Annotated in this window: 14 protein-coding genes; 5 read left to right on the top strand and 9 right to left on the bottom strand. The window is 53.8% G+C overall.

Annotation, left to right across the window (positions count from 1 at the left end):
• Positions 1-37: 37 nt before the first annotated feature.
• Both AC2FJE_RS16285 and AC2FJE_RS16290 read right to left on the bottom strand, forming a co-directional pair.
• Positions 38-784: an anti-sigma factor gene (locus AC2FJE_RS16285; RefSeq protein ID WP_282121596.1), complete on the bottom strand. Its 747-nt coding sequence runs from the start codon at positions 782-784 to the stop codon at positions 38-40.
• Positions 781-1353, bottom strand: coding sequence for an RNA polymerase sigma factor (locus tag AC2FJE_RS16290; protein WP_282121595.1), 573 nt, complete (start codon positions 1351-1353; stop codon positions 781-783). The genes AC2FJE_RS16285 and AC2FJE_RS16290 overlap by 4 nt, the downstream gene beginning before the upstream one ends.
• A gap of 48 nt (positions 1354-1401) precedes the next feature.
• Between AC2FJE_RS16290 and AC2FJE_RS16295 the strand changes: the two genes are divergently transcribed.
• The 3 genes from AC2FJE_RS16295 to AC2FJE_RS16305 all read left to right on the top strand — a co-directional run bounded on the left by AC2FJE_RS16295 (position 1402) and on the right by AC2FJE_RS16305 (position 5838).
• A complete protein-coding gene (locus AC2FJE_RS16295; protein WP_282121594.1) occupies positions 1402-2346 on the top strand; it encodes a c-type cytochrome in 945 nt (314 codons plus the stop codon).
• An 87-nt stretch (positions 2347-2433) separates the two neighbouring features.
• The gene (locus AC2FJE_RS16300; protein WP_282170292.1) at positions 2434-3450 is read left to right on the top strand and encodes an Ldh family oxidoreductase; all 1017 of its coding nucleotides are present in this window, start codon (positions 2434-2436) and stop codon (positions 3448-3450) included.
• An 81-nt stretch (positions 3451-3531) separates the two neighbouring features.
• Positions 3532-5838 (top strand): Tex family protein, encoded by a 2307-nt coding sequence (locus tag AC2FJE_RS16305; protein ID WP_496756824.1) that lies wholly within the window; start codon positions 3532-3534, stop codon positions 5836-5838.
• Positions 5839-5866: 28 nt separating this feature from the next.
• Here AC2FJE_RS16305 and AC2FJE_RS16310 read toward each other — a convergent pair whose 3' ends face one another.
• A complete protein-coding gene (locus tag AC2FJE_RS16310) occupies positions 5867-7126 on the bottom strand; it encodes a replication initiation protein (RefSeq protein ID WP_282121591.1) in 1260 nt (419 codons plus the stop codon).
• A gap of 578 nt (positions 7127-7704) precedes the next feature.
• Between AC2FJE_RS16310 and AC2FJE_RS16315 the strand changes: the two genes are divergently transcribed.
• Both AC2FJE_RS16315 and AC2FJE_RS16320 read left to right on the top strand, forming a co-directional pair.
• Positions 7705-9090 (top strand): AAA family ATPase, encoded by a 1386-nt coding sequence (locus AC2FJE_RS16315; RefSeq protein ID WP_496761156.1) that lies wholly within the window; start codon positions 7705-7707, stop codon positions 9088-9090.
• Positions 9083-10150 (top strand): ParB/RepB/Spo0J family partition protein, encoded by a 1068-nt coding sequence (locus tag AC2FJE_RS16320; protein WP_282170289.1) that lies wholly within the window; start codon positions 9083-9085, stop codon positions 10148-10150. The genes AC2FJE_RS16315 and AC2FJE_RS16320 overlap by 8 nt, the downstream gene beginning before the upstream one ends.
• A 645-nt stretch (positions 10151-10795) precedes the next feature.
• On the opposite strand, the gene AC2FJE_RS16325 is transcribed toward AC2FJE_RS16320, so the two are convergent.
• From AC2FJE_RS16325 to AC2FJE_RS16350, 6 genes are all read right to left on the bottom strand, one after another.
• Complete coding sequence (locus AC2FJE_RS16325; RefSeq protein WP_496761157.1) at positions 10796-12343, bottom strand: adenylate/guanylate cyclase domain-containing protein; 1548 nt, start codon at positions 12341-12343, stop codon at positions 10796-10798.
• 6 nt (positions 12344-12349) lie between these two features.
• Positions 12350-12715: a response regulator gene (locus tag AC2FJE_RS16330; RefSeq protein WP_058273434.1), complete on the bottom strand. Its 366-nt coding sequence runs from the start codon at positions 12713-12715 to the stop codon at positions 12350-12352.
• A gap of 18 nt (positions 12716-12733) precedes the next feature.
• Positions 12734-15421: a response regulator gene (locus tag AC2FJE_RS16335; protein ID WP_496761158.1), complete on the bottom strand. Its 2688-nt coding sequence runs from the start codon at positions 15419-15421 to the stop codon at positions 12734-12736.
• Between the two features lie 14 nt (positions 15422-15435).
• Complete coding sequence (locus AC2FJE_RS16340) at positions 15436-16044, bottom strand: Tll0287-like domain-containing protein (RefSeq protein WP_496761159.1); 609 nt, start codon at positions 16042-16044, stop codon at positions 15436-15438.
• A 462-nt stretch (positions 16045-16506) separates the two neighbouring features.
• On the bottom strand, positions 16507-17598 hold the full coding sequence (locus AC2FJE_RS16345) for an aminomethyl transferase family protein (protein ID WP_496761160.1): 1092 nt from the start codon (positions 17596-17598) through the stop codon (positions 16507-16509).
• Positions 17599-17612: 14 nt separating this feature from the next.
• On the bottom strand, positions 17613-19181 hold the full coding sequence (locus AC2FJE_RS16350) for a trimethylamine methyltransferase family protein (RefSeq protein WP_496756830.1): 1569 nt from the start codon (positions 19179-19181) through the stop codon (positions 17613-17615).
• Positions 19182-19233 lie beyond the last annotated feature (52 nt).

Below are 19233 nucleotides of genomic sequence, written 5' to 3' on the forward strand. Positions count from 1 at the left end.
GTGCGGTTCACAAGACGTATTCCGCCCTGCCCCCCGGTCAACCTGCGAATGTTGTGGTCAGAATGTTCAGTTGCTGGTCAAGATCGGTCTGCTCGCTGCTGCCGATTAGCATATAGCCATATCCATCCTGCGCCCATGTCGCAGTGGCAACACCACTTATCGCCGCAAGTTTGACATCCTTTGCCGGCGCACCTTCCCCCTGGCGGATCACACAGAAGGCCAGCGGCTGGCCCTGATCATCCGCAAAAACTACCTGGATCAGAGGTTTTCCCTTAAAGGACAGTACCTGAGCGCGCTTCAATTCCAGCCCGGGCAGCGTCTCAAGTGTGTCCCGGTTAAGCGACCGGCCCAACTGTGCCTCAGCCCGCGCAAATTGCGCATCCAGCGCAACCGGAGAACTGTCCAACGATTCAATCGTGTCCGGCGAATAAAGCGACTGATAGATTGCTGCCTGTTCGGCCCAACCCATTGGCTCTGGGCGTGTCGCCCAGAAAGTTGCGGACACGGCCACGACGGCAACCGACGCGGCAACTGCCATCAAGCGCCAGAGACCGCCTGAGGTGTCGGCCGTACTGACCGGCATTGGCTGCGGCAATTCAATCTTCGGTGCATCCGCAGGGATGTTTTCGAACACTGATTGCACCACAGGTGCCAGCGGGTCCAGTGTCATCAGGCGTTGTTCCAGTGCAAGATCGGTTTCGATCGCCGCTTCGATTGCGGCGGCCTCGGCCGCATCCGCATTGCCTTCCAGATACGCCCTCAGCGTCTCGTCGGAAAACTTCATTTGCCACTCCGTCGAACGGTGTCTGCCGCATCATGCTGCATCACGTTTTTCAGTTTCTGCCGGGCGTTGGACAACCGGCTCATGATAGTGCCTATTGGCACCTCCAGAAACGCGGCGGCTTCGCGGTAGCTGTATCCTTCAACAAACACAAGCATGACTGTCTCCCGCTGCGCTTCTGGCAACTCCATCACTTGTGTAAACACCTCAGCGGCGAAAATATTCGTTTCTGCATCCGGTCCGGTCGAAATTAATTCGGCTTCGGGTGTAACGGACAGCGCCTGGGCCTTACGCACAGAGCGTGCCCGCACCTCATTCAGCCAGATCGAGCGGCAGATCGTCATCAGCCAACTGTCCAGCCGATCATGCGACGTAACCTGATGATGACGCTCCAACGCACGCAGACACGTCGATTGCAAAAGATCGTCTGCGACGTCCGACGCCCCCGAAAGTGCAAGACCAAACCGCCAAACCCGTTTGGAATGCGTCTGGATTGCGCCGCGCACGGCCTGTTCGGAGGAAATATCGGGACTCATCGAATAAATCGCGACCTGTGTGTGTTTGTCATTCACGGACCGGGCCCGCGAGGTCAGGACTGACATAACCCGAGGAGGAAAGAAATGAAACTTCTGTTGAAGGCAGTCACGATTGCGTCGGCAATTGTTGCAACCCCGGTTCTTGCGCAAACTTGGACGCTGGACCCTGAAGGCTCGCATCTGGCCTATGGTTCGATCAAAAAAGACACCGTGGGTGAGGTAAACTCTTTCACAGGTCTCTCCGGTCAGGTTGGACCCGACGGGAAAGCCGATATTGAAATTGACCTGTCATCGGTGGAAACCAATATCGACATTCGCAATGAACGTATGGTCGAATACGTGTTCCAAAAAGCGGGTACAGCATCACTGACGGCGCAGTTCGACATGGCAGATGTAACGGCCCTGAGCGTTGGCGAAACCACGATTGTCGATGTCGAAGCGATGCTTTCGCTGGCAGGTACAGATGTAGCGTTTGATGCCGAGATGTTTGTGGCGCGCCTGTCTGAAACATCAGTCATGGTTTCAACAAATGACATGGTGTTCATCAGTACAGAAGATGCAGGCGTCGATGCTGGTGTGGAAAAGTTGATGGAATTGGCCGACCTGCCCGGCATCACCCGGACCGTACCCATTACAGCGCGTCTGATATTCAACCTGGACGAAAAGAAAGCCCAAGCCGAACCTGCCGCCACCGCCGTAACTGCTGCGGTTGCTATCGAAGGTGACGTCAAAGCAGGTAAGAAGGTGTTCCGTAAATGCAGCGCTTGCCACAAGTTGGACGAAAACCGCCATACGGTGGGCCCATCGCTTCACCGCATTATCGGCGCTACGGCGGGTCAAGCTGACGGATTTAAGTTCTCGGAACCTCTAAAGGGGTCGGGTATCGTCTGGACAACCGACACCCTGACCGCCTTTCTGGCGGATCCCAAAGGCACAGTTCCCGGCAACAAGATGCAGTTTCGCGGCCTGAAAAAGGAATCCGATATCGTGAATGTGATCGCCTATTTGCAAGCCGAAGCACAGGGTTAAACCTGAACCAATCCAATAAAGCGGGTTCCCTTTACACGCACCGCCACGCTATCCCTTGTCTGACCTCAGACAAGGGAGACGCGCGGCATGAGCGACACGGTCAAACTGACACTGGACGAGATCCGAAACCTCAGCCTGTCCATCCTGACCAAGTCGGGGTTTGGCCCGGAACACGCGGCCGCCATTGCCGATGTATTGACGACCTGCCAGGTCGACGATTGCCAATCTCATGGGTTGTTCCGCCTGTTCATGTGCAATGACACCATGAAGACCGGCAAGATTGACGGGCATGTGGCCCCGGCTCTTGCGCCTTCGGATAATGCCATTGTTCGTGTCGATGCGCGCGGAGGCATGTCTTTGCTGGCTTTTCGCGAAGCATTGCCTGTGCTGATCGAAAAGACCCGCACCCACGGCATCGCTGCAATGGCAATCAACCGCTGTTTTCACTTCTCGGCCCTTTGGCCCGAAGTGGAAAGTCTGTCTTCAGAAGGTCTGGCCGCGATGGCGATGGTGCCCAGCCACAGCTGGGTCGCACCGGCTGGGGGCACTCGGGGTAGTTTGGGTACGAACCCGCTGGCTTTCAGCTGGCCGCGTCAGGGCAAAGACCCATTCACGTTTGATTTTGCCACCAGCGCCTTTGCCCGTGGTGAGATTGAGCTTTATCACAGGGCGGGTAAGCCCCTGCCCGAAGGCGTCGCCATAGACAAATATGGAAATCCGACCACTGATCCGCAGACCGCGATGGAGGGGGCGATGCTCACCTTCGGCAGTTACAAAGGCTCGGCCTTGTCGATCATGATCGAGCTGTTGGCCGGTCCGTTGATCGACGACCTGACCAGCCTGGAAAGCATGGAGTTTGCCGAGGGCCAAGGCGGCGCGCCCTATCACGGCGAGATCATTCTGGCTTTTGACCCCGCCCAGTTCAGCGGTGGTCGTGCCGCAGCAAATGATGAGCGCGCCGAACGCTTGTTTGCCGACATCGTCGATCAGGGTGCGCGCCTGCCGTCGCAAAGACGTTTCGCTGCTCGCGCACACAACACCGCCCGTGGACACGTTGAGATCGCGAAAACCCTGTACGAAGATTTGCTGGTTTTGGCCGAATAGGTGTAAGGCCCGCGATCTTCTCTTTCCCTTAGCGGTGCGGCTGGCTAAGAAGTTCCTCCCAATTGAATTCAGGAGGCCCCCTTGGACCGCATCGCCCGCACCATCGCCACCGAAATCAACGCCCGCGCCGAACAGGTCGGTGCAGCGGTAAAATTGCTGGACGAAGGGGCCACGGTTCCATTCGTGGCGCGTTACCGCAAAGAGGTGACTGGCGGGTTGGATGACACGCAACTTCGAACTTTGTCGGACCGTTTGACCTATCTGCGCGAACTAGAGGCGCGGCGCGCAACCATCCTGAGTTCAATCAAGGATCAGGACAAGTTGACCGACGAGTTGGCGAAATCCATCGCGCAGGCAGACACCAAAGCCCAACTGGAAGACATCTACCTGCCCTATAAACCCAAGCGCCGCACCAAGGCGATGATTGCGCGCGAAAACGGGCTGGAACCGCTTGCCGATGCAATTCTATCGAACCGTTCCGCAGATCCCGAAGGGCTGGCAAAGGGTTACATTAGTGAAGCGGTTCCCACGACAAAGGACGCATTGAATGGCGCTCGGGACATAATCACTGAACGGTTGACTGAAAACGCCGCCCTTCTGGGTGAATTGCGGAATTTCATGCAACGCGAGGCCTTGCTGACCTCGAAAGTGATCGAGGGTAAACAGCAAGAAGGCGCCAAATTCAGCGACTACTTCGATCATTCAGAGCTTTGGGCCAAGACCCCATCGCACCGCGCCCTGGCAATGTTACGAGCTTCGAAAGAGGGGATCGTGACGCTGGACATCGCCCCCGAGCCCGAAGCTGGCGCCGCGCGAGCCGAAGCTATGGTGGCTGCTCATCTGCAGACACGCAGCGATGCACCCGGTGATAAATGGCTGCGGAAAGTTGCCGGCTGGACGTGGCGGGTAAAACTGTCCCTTTCGATGATGGTCGAGCTGATGGCCGATTTACGTAGCCGTGCGCAAGACGAAGCAATTCACGTTTTTTCCCGCAACCTCAAAGACTTACTATTCTCCGCACCTGCCGGCGCGCGGGCTACCTTGGGGTTGGACCCTGGAATCCGAACCGGCGTCAAAGCCGCAGTCGTTGATGCAACAGGCAAGGTGGTTGCGACCGAAACCTTGTACCCATTCCAACCCAAGAATGATTTGCGCGGATCGCAGGCGGCGATCCTGCGCTTGATCTCAGCCCATAAGATTGACCTCATCGCTATCGGCAACGGCACGGCGAGCCGCGAGACCGAAAAGATGGTTGCCGACACGTTAAAACTGCAGCCAAAGGGCGTCAAAACCCCAACCAAGGTTGTCGTTTCAGAAGCCGGAGCTTCGGTCTATTCGGCATCAGAATTGGCCGCGCGTGAATTTCCAGACCTGGATGTATCGCTGCGTGGAGCTGTTTCGATTGCCCGCCGCTTGCAGGATCCGCTGGCAGAACTGGTAAAAATCGAACCAAAATCCATTGGCGTCGGTCAATACCAGCACGACGTTGATCAACATCGCCTGTCACAGTCGCTGGCTTCCGTAATCGAAGACGTTGTGAATGCTGTGGGTGTGGATCTGAATACGGCCTCTGCCCCCCTACTCTCACACGTTTCTGGTCTTGGGCCCGGCCTTGCGGACGCTATTGTTATGCATCGTGATCTCAACGGCGCGTTCCAATCCCGCAAGGAGTTGCTGCGCGTCGCGCGTCTTGGGCCGCGCGCCTATGAGCAGTGCGCAGGTTTTTTGCGGATACGGGATGGCGTAGAACCCTTGGACGCGTCCTCGGTGCATCCAGAAGCATACAAAATTGCGAAACGGATCGTATCTGCCTGTGGTCGTGATATTCGCCAAATCATGGGGCATGACGGTGCCTTGAAAGGGCTGCGCGTAGAACAGTTCGTGAATGAAGATTTTGGCCTTCCGACCGTGCAAGACATTTTCTCAGAGCTGGAAAAGCCAGGTCGTGATCCCCGCCCTAGTTTCGTGACCGCTTCGTTTACTGATGGGGTCGAAGAGATTACCGATCTGAAACCTGGAATGGTGCTGGAAGGGACAGTCACCAATGTGGCCGCGTTTGGCGCTTTCGTCGACGTGGGCGTGCATCAGGACGGTTTGGTCCATGTCAGTCAGCTAGCGGACAGGTTTGTCAAAGACCCGCATGAAGTGGTGAAAACGGGCCACGTGGTCAAAGTCACTGTGGTCGAGGTTGACGTGCAACGCAAACGTATTGCTCTGACCATGCGAAAGGATGGCGGAGCCTCGGCGCGTCAAGAACAGGACGGCAAGGGTTCAGAAAAACGCCCATACCGACCAAAAGGGAAACAGGCGCAATACGCAAAATCAAAAGAAAACGCGCACCACAGCGCACTTGGTGACGCCTTAAAATCTGCGCTCAAAAAGCAATAGCCCTGGATGGACGTTATTGAAACAACGCTCAGGTGAAAGCTTCTGGTTCAAGCTCCTCCCAGAATTCAAATATCTTTGTGGCGTTCAACCCTGATCGCCACCCATGAGCTCTGAAATGTTCTCGGTCGAGATCATTATCAAGGCCCGATAGAAAGAGCCGCTTGTCGGCATCGCGTTGCGTTGGGTTTCGCCGCGAAACCAGGTCCTCAACAATTGCCAATCGTCGCGCACGTTCGGTCCGCTCTACAGTTCTTGCTTCGTATTCCTTGTCCTGCTGCTCTTGTTCGGCAGTCCTGCGTTTTACAGCTTCACCCACTGATGGGCCTGGCACCGCCGACGTCTTCTTTTCTGGCGCTTGATAGTTGTCCCGCAAGGCAGCGGACAGGAAACCAAGAGTCGATTTAACTCCATCCCTGCCCTTGGCATATTCGAGCTTTTCCCGAACATAGTCTTCGCCATGTTCAGAAATCCATTGTCGCGCCAACCTGTCGGACACACCTTGCTGGCGCAGCGTCTTGTAGATTGTCAGATTGCGAACGCCATCTTCATCATCAATCTCAAACATCGCTTTCTGCGGGTTACCCTTTATCAGGAACCGGATATCTGTAACTGTGCGGCCCTTCTTTTGGAATTCAGGCTCAATGAGAATATCAGAGCTTTTGTTAACTTCGGCAACAGCTGGTTTAATGATCTTGGCATTTAGGTGCTTGAAGCTGCCATAGTAATCGCTTCCGTCGACACCCATGAGCTTTCTGAAGACATCCAGCGCCCACCAACCCGTCGATCCTGTCCGGACAAATCGATAGCAATTTTCATAAAGCGCTAAGCCGTGTCCTGAACTAAAATTTCTCTGAATCTGGACATTTATTAACGCGTAGATTTTCGGATCATAAAGTTTCTGCGCCAATGCTGGTGAATATGCGTATTCACAGATTCCATTCTTCAACTTTGCAAAACTCAACAAAGATGAAACACCCCATTCCTGGCGCCCCTGCTCATCCAACATGTCCCATTCAGCGACCGTTTCAGCCAGAGCGCGCAAGCTTGCTCGCAACGTGTCAAAGTCGTTTGAGTTATATCCAACCATCATCGCCAACGTCCGGGCGTCAATTGTATGGGTCGGGGCGGACGTCAGCGCGTCATATGCATTCAACAACAAAACGTTCGACAACTTGCGTTGCAACAGCGTCAACTTCCCGCTGATGTGAATCGCGGCGACGTTTTTCTTAACTGTCTCCCGACGCAACGCGCCTGAGAGGTTGTCCATGTTTACTTGTGTATCCGGCATGATTCTGCCTGGCTGCTCGTTTGCTCATTATTTGCATGATAGGTACCTGAGTTGCAATCTATTTTAGGTGCCTATATACAGGATGACGCCGATCCCGTGGATGGGTACCTTTCGAAGTAAGCCCAAAAGTTATCCACAGAAACGCATGGGAAAGACTCGCACGAAGCAAAGAACACGCAAACTCTCGTGCCCTGAACCCCGATTTAGAGCCTTTTTCAAGGTAAATACTGGCGTCCTGAGAATCGGGACCCGTCTAACCGTAACTTGGCGCCATACGTCCTGTACTTGGGTACTTTTAATCCCGTATGCGGGTCCCCTTGACCCTGTAAATGGTTACTCAACAATATGTAATCTTTTGTATTAAAAAGATTTTTCCATCCCAAATATACTAAATTATACAAAGTAACTAAACGATTTGTTGCGTTCTGCTTTATTCATTATTCAAGTTTCGTGGCGAAACCCGGTCGCAGCTACAACTTCAGTGGAAAAAACGAAGAGGAAGGATAGCCTCTCCTCCAAATGTTCGCTACATTGCGCTATATACGCCGCCAAGGCGAACATTACCTGAGGTACCGACAGTGAATAAGAACAACCAACCTCCCCTGCCCCCTTATCTCAATCTCGATCCGGAAAAAGCAGCGGCAAAGTTACCTGATCCTATTGGAACTTCACGATTCGCTAAAGCTGCCACTTTCTGCGCAAAAGGGCGCGAGGATCTAGCCCGGAGAGGCTACGCACCCGACGGTGAAAAACGGCTACGTCGTTTCTCTATCTGGGAGATCACCAAGTACTTAATTCCCGTAGCTCCTGCTCACCTAAGACGTGTCCTCAAAGCAAATACCGAACTCCCACAAGGAGAGGGAGAAGCAGGTTCAAAGTGGTTTACTCTTGAAGAGGTTTTGACGCTTAGAAAACACTTTGCCGCAGAAGGTGTCAGTACTAAGGAATACTTGCCATATCGTCCGGAAGGCCTGCCTGCCAAAGTCGTATCAGTAGCGAACTTCAAAGGGGGCGTTGGCAAGACATCAACCGCTGCTCACCTTGCTATGTCTGCGGCATTAGATGGCTACAAAGTTCTGGTAATTGATCTAGATAGCCAGGGATCGATGACGTCAATTCTTGGCGGAACAGTTGCGGACGAGTGGCAAACAGTATTTCCGCTGATAGCCAAAGACTACGCGAGGGCTGTTCAAGAAGAGAACCGCGTCCGGCAGGTTGGCGGGCAGGCCGAAATCCCTTTGGATGAAACACTGCAAGAGGCGCTAGCAACAAGTCCAACTGATGTTATTCAGAAAACCCATTGGCCCAATATCGACCTTATAGGGGCCCAACTGAATTTGTATTGGGCAGAGTTCCAGATCCCGGTCTGGCGTATGGGGTTAAAAAGTTGGCCATTGTGGGATGGTCTGACCAACTTTCTTGAGACTGAAGGTGTTCTAAACGATTACGACATCGTATTCATTGATACCCCTCCTGCACTTGGGTACCTAACGATCAACGCATTGGCTGCAGCGGATATCCTTTTGGTCCCGCTTGGAGCGTCATTCCTGGAGTTCGATTCAACCGGCCGCTTCTTTGACATGCTGTATACGACGTTCGCAAGTATCGAAGATGGGGAGAACACTGCCCAGCGAGCAGCTGGATTGCCAGAGTTGAAGTTCGAATGGGATGTCGTTCGGGCAATCATTACCCGATTTGATGCCAGCCAACAGACAGATATGGCGAACGTGATCCAGGCGTATTTTGGCGACTTCATGAACGCTTACCGACAGGACTTCACTGCTTTGGTCGGGCAGGCGGGTGAACAAGTGAACGGTATTTACGAGGCTGACTACCGAGATTTTAACCGCGAAACCTATGTCCGTGGACGTGAAACTTTCGATCGTACCTACGCGGAATTCAAAGAAGTTCTAGTAGGTTGTTGGTGGCGGGATGCCCAAATGGGAGGAGAGTCGAATGGCTAAACGTAGAAGACTTGCTGTTCCAAACACAGCGGAATTAGAAGAGTTGGAGGTGGGTTTCGCCGCGAAACCTTCTTTGAACCCGTTTGACGGTACAACGCCCACACCACCGATTGCACAGGTAGCAGCAGAGGCTGCATCCTTAAGCGGAATGGCGACTGTCACGGACCGTGTGGAATTAGCCAAGGATCAAAGCGACGCAGCAAGGTGGCGAGACGCAAAGGATGCGGGTTTGGTGGCTGAAATGCTACCGATTGAGTCGATTGATGCTGAGTATATTCGTCGAGATCGGATGGTCGAAGACGAAGAGGCTATGGCAGAGCTCTTGGAGTCTTTGAGAACAAACGGGCTGCGTACACCTATTGAAGTGACGCGTGAAGGCGAAAGCTATGGTCTTATTTCGGGGTTCAGGCGCTTAGACGCATTTAGACGTTTGTCAAAAACTGATGATCGGTTTGCGACCATTCCTGCCTTCGTGAGAGGTGCCGGTTCGGGGCAGGGGGCTTACGTATCGATGGTCGAGGAAAATGAGCTACGCTCTAACCTAAGCCCATACGAGCGTGGACGTATTGCAGTTCTGGCAGTAGGGCAGGGGATATTCGAGTCTACCGAGGCAGCAGTTGATGTCCTGTTTGCAGCCGCCTCCAAAGCCAAGAGATCAAAAGTTCGCAGCTTTGCAATGGTCCATGAAGCTCTCGGTGACCTGCTGCAACATCCTGTGGCGCTTTCGGAGAAGGCGGGTTTAAAACTCGCATCGGCGCTGAGAGGGGGGGCTCAGAGCAAACTTCGTCGTGCACTGGCAGAGGCAGAGGTTATTGACCCTAAAACCGAATGGGACGCTCTGGAAAATGCAATGAAGTCGTCTCCTCCGCCTGCTACCGATAAGCCCCGTGGCGGGCGTCCGCAGCTAGTCCAACCGTTGACACCGATCAAGTTGGGTGGAGGGGGGACAGTACAGGCCGAGCTGTCACCAGATGAAGTTCGCATTCGAGTCCGAGTGCGGGGAGTATCAACCGAGGATGCTCAAGAACTGATAGAACAGATCGCGCGCCACCTTGGTTAGTTTTGTGGCGAAATCAGAACAAAGCGGATGATGTACGTTTCCATTGGCCGCATAACATCTAAAAGCTCGCGCAAATGCGAATCATCAATGTAGTGAGCAAAAAGCTGTTTTAATGATCATTATGGAAACTAGCGCTGTGCTATCATAAAACTCCTTGAACTCAAGTTTGCGACAGATCATGGCTGAGCGCGGTGAGAGGGGGGGCTGTCGCAAACTTTGCCTCTACCTGTCAGGTCGAGTGCGTTCCTGGTCGCGTGCACAAGAACATGACAGGAGCAGGCCGTGACAATCTCGTTGAAGGCGCGCATTTTCCGAATGACGTGATCACGCTCGCGGTTTTCTTCTACCTGCGGTTCGGAGTGTCTTACCGGAATTTGGACGAAATCATGGCCCTTTGCGCAGTAAGGCTATAGCCGCGCCATCTACTCGTCCAACAACCAGAATAGACTACTCAACATGACCCCCACATCTCAGGTGCTTGAACCATGTCGCCGAGATGGGGACAACAAATTTATTGGTCCAGAACCAAGGGTTTGCAAACGCAACGATCAGCTTTTTGAGACACAAATTAGGCCGTTTGGCCAAGTTCCAACTCGAAATTATCAAACGGTCGAACTGATGGGGCTCAGAACCGTGTCACAAGCCTTAAGATACGAAGTAAGATGTTATTTCTCCCACTCCTTTTACAAAATGAGTTTGCGCTTCCGCGTTGGACAAATGATCACCCAGTGCATCCTTGGTTTCCGCGGAGATGTGGATGTGCCCTGACCTTCCCGTGGCCTCGAGACGGCTGGCAAGGTTCACGGTTTCCCCCCAAACATCATAAATTGAACGTTTTCGCCCAATCAGACCAGCAATGACGGGTCCGGAATGGATACCGATGCGGATTTGCAAACCCGCGCTACTAACTGTGCTGTCGGACATCGCTCTCAGGATGTCACGTGCAAAGCTTATTGCCGCTAGCGCGTGGTCCTCGCGACGCAAAGGAATACCCGATGCCGCCATGTAGGCGTCTCCAATCGTCTTGATCTTTTCGATACCGTGCAGGGTGGCCAGGTCGTCAAATGCAGTGAACAAGTTTGACAACTCCAGGATCAGGTCACCGGCGTCCATGCGGGCTACTAGTGGTGTAAATTCCACGATATCCGCGAATATTATGGTGGCGCCGACGAAACGATCAGCGATGTTTGTCTCGCCATCGTTTAGTCGTTTGATAACCGGCGCGGGCAGCATCGAGTGCAGCAATTTGTCTGCCCTGTCACGTTCGTAGGTGATCTCATTTGTGAACGCCAATTCCTTGGCGCGCCAGCGACTGCGTTCCATGCAAGCATCGACGCGCGCGTGCAACAACACAGGATCGATAGGTTTTGGCAAATAGTCTTCAGCGCCGACACTGATACATTTGGCGATAGCGTTTGTCTCGTTCAGACCGGAAATCATGACCACGGGTATTTCGCGCCAAGACGGATCTTTTTTCATTCTTTCGAGGACGTCGATGCCATTTACCTCTGGCATTAGGATATCCAACAGAACAAGGTCGAAGCCCTCGCGATCTAGTGCTTCAAAAGTTTCGCTGGCCGAGTCGACCGATCGCACACTGTGTCCTCGGCGCTCTAGCAAACGAGTCAGGATTTCCCGATTGGCCGCCTCGTCATCGATTACCAAGATACGCCCGGTCAGAGCTTCGCGACCGGCATCTGAGCTCGCAAGGCTGCGTTCAAGGCTGGCCGCAATTTCCTGATCCCGGTCACTGTCCTCAGCGCTTGGCGGAATTTCCGCATCACTGATGGTGCTGTCGATCTGTAGCGCCAGCTTACGCGCTTCGCTCAGGATCGCGTTTATGTCGCTGCGAGCGGAAGGCTTCAGATCTGCCTCGAAATCATCCAGCACCATTTCCGAATACCCAATGATCGCGTTAATCGGTGAGCGTAGATCATGCCGTAATTTTGCCTGAGCGTCTTTGTCGGCCGAGATTTGGTGCGCACTTTTCCCCAACAATTCGATCATCTGGACAAGATTGCTGGCGGCGGCGCCAATCTTTTGCAAATCCTCCAACGCGGCTTCTGGCCCAGTTTTGCGTACCTCCTCGATCAGCAGGTTATGAAACCCTACGATCGCTTCTGACGGCCCATTGAGGTTTTGGGAAATGCGGGTAGCTAGTGCCAACTTGTCTTTTCGGTTCTTGGAAACCATGCCGCGCTACCCGTCCAGCAGTTTTTTAATAATCTCCAGCAACCCAGGCAGTTCGATCGGCTTGGTATAGAATTCGTCGCAACCTGCCTCCATGGCTTTGTCGCGATCACTTTGCATCGCATGGGCAGTTAAAGCGACAACTGGGATAGTTTTCGTGTCTGGGTTTGCTTTTATTTGTCTTGTCGCCTCCCAACCGTCGATTACTGGCAGGCTCATGTCCATTAAAATCAGGTCTGGTTTATCCGATAGGGCTTGTTCGACGCCAGCCTGACCATCGCGGGCCGATACGGTTTCGTATCCTTTTCTCTGCAGCCGGCGCGACAGCATATCAAGGTTCATATCGTTGTCTTCCACAATAAGTATCTTTGCCATCGCCTTAAACTTTCCGACTTATGAATAGTCCTGTAACTGACGTTTCAGCGCCGCAATCAGATCACCTCGACCGGTATCTCCTTTGCGGATGACCTCATCTGAATGGGCTTTCAACCAATCCAGTTCGTCCCGCGTCAGGTCCTTAGACGTGGCTACGATAACCGGCAAATCGGCAAGCCCATCAGTTGTGCGAACCGTTTTGAGAACATCAAAACCGTCCACATTAGGCATCATAATGTCCAATACCATCAGAGTCGGTCTTTTAGATTTCAACTGGCTGAGCGCGCCGTGACCGTCTGCCGCCTCACGCACTGTCCAACCATTGCGCGTCAAAATACGGCGAAACAGGTTCCGTGTTGACATATCGTCGTCAACGATCAGCACGTCTTTGGCGCGACCCGAGGCGATTGAATCTAGCGTTGCGATCAGCCGAGCAGGATCAATCGGCTTGATCAGGTGCTCGATCGCTCCAAAAGCAAGGCCCATGTCGCGATCCGCGACAATTGTGGCTAGGACGACGGGTGTCTCGCACAGCTTCGAGTCTGCCTTGAGTTCTTTCAACATAGACCAGCCGTCGCGTTCGGGCATAATAACATCCAGTAGAATGACGTCAGGCTTTTGCGCGCGTGCCGTTTTCATGCCCGCCTCCGCGTTCGATGCCATCAAGACATCATACCCTTCCTCGCGTACGATTTGTGCAACCGCGTTTCGTGCGTCTTCTTCATCATCCACGATCAGAACGCGGCCCAAAGCAGTGTCCGGTGACGCTTCACTGTGATCGTCAACCAAGGTGGACACAGCAGCATAACGCGCCGGAATTTCAAAAGAGAAGGTCGATCCAACACCCTCCTTGCTTTCAACTGTGATGTGCCCGCCCATCATACGCGTAAATTCCTGCGCAATGGCGAGCCCGAGCCCGGTGCCTCCGAAATTGCGCGTAGTAGACTGATCAGCTTGTACGAACGCCTGGAACAGCTTGTCGCGTTGCTCCGACGTCATTCCGATACCTTCATCTCGCACCGCAAATCGAAAGAAATCCGTATCATTCTTCCGGAGTTTAGAGACGAGAAGCTCGATCTTACCACCTTCAGTAAACTTCGCCGCGTTGGACAACAGGTTGAAAAGGTTCTGCCGGAGCTTGGTTTTATCGGTTTCGATCTCGTCAGTGTCTTCGAGATCACAAGAGAGAACCAGTTCATTTCCATTCTTGCTCACCAAGGGAACCACCGTCGACGCGACTTCGTCCAACAACGGCCGGAGTGCGAAGCGTTCCGGGTACATTTCCATTTTGCCCGCTTCGATCTTGGACAGATCAAGAACGTCGTTGATGAGCGAGAGCAGATGTCGCCCGGATGCCATGATCTTCTCCAGATCATCCGTCGCAGTCTCGAATCCCATGTCCTGAGCATCTTCAGACAGCATTTCGCTATAACCGATGATCGCGTTCAAAGGAGTGCGCAACTCGTGGCTCATGGAAGCCAGGAACTGGCTTTTGGCCGAGCTGGCGGCGATCGCCTGCGCGTTGGCATCTTCAAGTTGTTCCTGTTTGGACTTAAGGTCAGAAATATCGCTGTAAACAGCGACCGTGCCCCCGTCGGGCGTCTGGCGTTTCGACACCTGAATCCATGCGCCACCCAGCAAGACTTCTTGGCGATCTCCGTCAGGTCTGCGATGTCGTGCAAGCCGGCTACTAATCCACTCTTCGTCAGGAACATCGCCGGTATCCACCGATTTTCGTTCCAGTTGCAGCCGCAAGATGTCTTCGAACCGGGTGCCTGGAACCAGAATGTCGTCCACATGTGCGAAAATGCGGCGGAACCGATCATTGAAGAGTATGAGCTCGTCTTCGTTGTCGAACAATGCAAACCCGTCTGGAATTGTTTCAATTGCTGTCAGAATCGTATTGCGCTGCGCACGCGCTTCTTCTTCTAGTTCGCGCCGTTTGTCCTGGCTGTCGCGAAGCGCTCTTAGCGCTTGGGACATCCGACCTAGCTCATCAGGGCCTTCGGGCGGCAGCGCGACATCCCGTTCACCCCGGATTAGGCCTGAAATCGCAATGTTGATTGCATGCAGTGGTACAACGATCGACCTTAGAGCACGCCACGTAAGAAGCGCTCCCAATATCACAATGATAACACATGCAATGATCGCTCGGTTCATCGCTGCCTTGGCGGCAATCGTTGCTTCATTTCTGGTTTGGTCGGCGCTTTCAGATAGGTCATCGACCAATTGCGTCAGCGTCTTGTCGACGGCATCACTGGCCACTCGGGCCTGTGCAAGTAAAGTATTTCCCAGCACTCTGTTGCCGTCGGTGTAAGCATCGGCTGCTTGCATGGAAGTATCGTAATAGGAGTTTGCCTGCTCTTGTACGCTGGCTGCGGACTCGGGTGCAAAATCGGAGAGCTGTTCGAGGCTGCTATTGAGCTTTGTACTTGCTTCGTTGGCGCGCCGCTCAGAAAGGGTCAGTAAGCTGACAGAAAGATCCGTCAGCCAGTACCTCATTTCTCCAAATTGACGATCTGCCTGGCCTGCCACTTCCAGCCGGTGAAACTCAGTATTTGCGTCTTGTATGCGGGCTTGGTTACGCGCCAGATCGTAGACCATCACGATGGTGCTCACGACCAAAGCAGCTAACAAGAGCGCCGACAGTGATCCTATGCGCACCGGAATAGTATTTTCGGACACCCACCGCCAATTGTTACTCACACCAGATTCTTGTTTCATCTAAAAAGGGTTATGCTAATTGCACCCGCCAGATCACCAAGTTGCCCACCTTCCTTTGGGAAACCAGTCACATCCGTTTCACCCGCTGGCGATCCGTGGCATGAAAGACAGGACTCAGAGTAGTATTCTGGGATCAGCATACGGAAAGCAGGTGTTCCAGAAACGTTGGTTTCTTCGAAAAATGGCTGCCCTTCGGTCCAAGATGTGTCCTTGAACTTTTCCTCTATGACCGAGTTTTCCCAAGTATCCGGACGGGCCATGCGATTGCGGACAAGTTCTGAAGGCGCCGTTACCTTGACCATGGCAGATGTGCCAATTTCATCAGCGAACTGTTCATTTACCAACCGCGCAAAAACCGCCGGAATAAATCCTTTGAATGCCACTCCCTCGGCATTTATTATCTCTTGGTTTGCGTCGATTACCGTGACCATAGCGTCCAGCTGCGTTTCTGTAAGCTTTTGCTCCAGTGGGTCCAACCCATCATGCAGTGGTGGTTCACCATTGGCCTCCAAGTAGGCCTCAATAACTTGCTCGTAGAACACATCACCGGACAGCCCTTTGTCGGTAATATCCGGATTGTTGATTAAGTCCTGACTGTTCGACACGACACTTCTGCCGGCCCGTAGCACTGCCGCCAGTCGGTTGCCCGTTTCAACTTCTTCGGCGGTTTGCGCCGCAACACCGTCCAGACTAAGCGGACAGATTGTACTCAGAACGACCGCTGCTTTCAAAATTAGTTTTTTCAATAGACCAACGCCCCCACGTAAAGTCGAGTGCAGTGACAATAAGATAGACTAGCAAAAAATCGCCAAACTGTCTTATGAATTCGGCCCGAATGGAGTGTGCAGCCAAAAATGGCGTGTAGGATGTGACGGAAGAGCTAGTAACCGCGTTGCTTGTGCACCAAATAACTTTGTCCGAAAATCAGACATCGACCCTGCCTTTTGAAAAACCGATGCCGCCCGAAAGAGCCGCAACGCAAAGTGGCAAGATCGATCCGTGAACCATACCGAGACATTGCTAGCGAGGCTGGAACACAGGCACCGTCGCTGCCTGCCAAGACCTCCCTAACTATGTGCGCGAACTTTTTCGGGGTCGTAAATCGGGCTGGACACAATTGTTGCGTTTGTCGCGAAGTCATTTCCTGAAACCTTTAGCGTGGTTCCGATGGTAAGCTCGGGCTGAACATGCGCAAGGGCGAGCGATTTGCCCAAACGGTGCGAGAAGCAGGGGCTGTTGATGACGCCCACCGCCGCGCCATTCAATAACAGGGTTTCTCCGCCATCGACCATGTCAGAATGATCGATATCCAGGCAGAAGTTATTGACCTTTTCGGAACCTTTTGCAGTCATGACGGCCGATTTGCCGCGAAAATCGCCCTTGGATTTGTTGACAGTAAAGCCAAGGCCGACCTCCCAGGGCGTGTTGACTTCGGTCATGTCATATCCGTAGAATAGCAGCCCCGCCTCGATCCGCGCCTTGTCGAGTGCTGTAAAGGAGCAGGGCATGACGCCTGCCTCCGCCAGTTTGTCCCAAATGTCGGTGATCACAGAGCCATCGGCAAAAATCTCGTAGCCGCGTTCGCCGGAATATCCGGTACGCGAAATGCGGCAGGGATGACCAAAGAGCACAGCAGGCGCATGTTCAAAGTAGCCCAGTTTGGCGAGATCGATGTTGATATGAGCATTGAGGATATCCAGCGAGGCTGGCCCCTGCACGGACAGGTCATGCAAGTCGTCGGTAAATTCGACCTGGACGTCACTCCCTGCCGCCGAATTCTCCAGGAGCGCCATCGTGTTGCCCGAGCCATGCACGATCATCCATTCGTCACCGCTGTTGTTGGACACTATGGCATCGTCGGCGATCCCGCCCTCATCTGTCAGAACGCACAGGTAAGCCGCCTTTCCCGGTGTGACCTTGGAAAGATCGCGTGTGGTAAGGTGATCAAGAACCGCTTGGGCGTCAGGACCGCGCACGAACACCTTTTTCAGAGGCGACATGTCAAACATTCCCGCGCGTTCGCGAACCGCATCGTGTTCATCGTTGGGGTCGGTGCGGTAGGTCCAGGCGGTGCCCATACCATTCCAATCCTCAAGCCCCGATCCAAGCGCGGTGTGGCGGGATGCAAGCGCGGATGTGCGGCTAAGTTCTTCGGCCATGGGGGTTCCTCTCTCTAGTACCATTCGTCCGGCATTCGTGCTTTGCGATCTGACACGAAGTCTTCAAGCGCGGCTTGGATTTCGGGTTCCATTTCGGGGCATTGATAGTCGTTCAACATCTGACGCCACCGCCCAGTGGCACGTTGATCTGTTGTAAGAGCACCATTTTCGGACCAGGTTTCGAAGGGTCCGGCGTCAGAAATCTGTGGCTCAAAATTCGCCGTCGCATAGTGCCGTAGCGTGTGACTGGTCGACAGGAAATTTTCGCCCGGGCCCGTTTCAAAATAGGCATCACGGCCAAAGGCCTCGTCATCCGTTTCGAAGCCCTGCAACAGTTTCAGCATCGCGCCACAGTGGTCGAGATCCATGATGAATTTCTCGTAGGACATCACAAGCCCACCTTCGAGCCAGCCCGCCGCATGCCAAACCTGATGGGCCCCGGACAAAAGCGTGGACCACATTGCATCGGTGCTATCCTGCAACGCTTGCCCGTCGGGCGCATTGGAGGCGGTGATCTGTCCGCCGCCGGACCGCACAGGCACGCCAAGCCTTCGTCCCAATTGAGTAAGCGCCATCGTGGTCATGTTCGCCTCGGGCGATCCAAAGGTCAGAGCGCCCGTACGCAAGTTCATTGTGGAGTGGAACGAGCCGAAGACCACCGGACAACCAGGGCGCACCAGTTGCGCAAGCGCAATGCCAACCATCGCTTCTGCCAGAGTTTGCGCCGTTACCGCCGCCGGCGAAAGCGGCCCCATGGCACCCGCGAAAATCGCTGGGGAGACGCAGACACATTGGCCTGCCTCCGCATAGATACGCAGAGCCGACGACATGGAATCATCATAAACCAGCGGCGAATTGACGTTGATATTTGCCTGCATCACTGCGTGACACTTCATGAAGTCGCGCCCAAAGACTAAGCGAGCCACCTCGATACTATCCCGCGCACGCTCAGGTGCTGTGACAGATCCCATAAAGGGTTTGGTCGACAGCGTCAGATGCGCCAGCATCATGTCCAGATGTCGTTTGTTCACCGGTACATCTGTCGGCTCGACCACCGTGCCGCCGGAATGGTGCAGGGCAGGGGCAGTGTAGGCCAGTTTGACGAAGTTGCGGAAGTCCTCCAGCGTCGCATAGCGGCGGCCATTCGCCAGATCGCTGACAAACGGAGAGCCATATCCCGGCATCAGCACAACGTTGTCGCCGCCAAGTGTCACTGTTTTGGCCGGGTCTCGACCATGCAACTGAAATTCACAAGGGGCGGTAGCGCAAAGCGCGCGGACGTGACCCGGTTCAAACCGTACACGTTCGCCATCGATGCGTGCACCGGTTTGGGCGAAGTGATCAAGCGCGGTACGATCCCCCCGGAACTCGACACCAATATTGCTTAGAATCCAATCGGCTTGATCTTCGATCCGGGTCAGTGCCGTTTCGCTCAAAAGATTATATGCAGGTATCTTGCGCCCTGTGAACGGCGTGCTTTCAGAGGGCTCATTGTCACGGGCCAAGCGGCGTCGGCGCACGCGTCTGCGACGCCCCGCCGGTGTTGATGTGTCTGCTACAGCGTTCAAAGGGTCCAACGTCATCTTTTCGTTTCACGCAACTAGATGCAAATTTTGGGCTTAAAAAATTGCCTTG

Source organism: Ruegeria sp. CDSC002, from assembly GCF_059610905.1.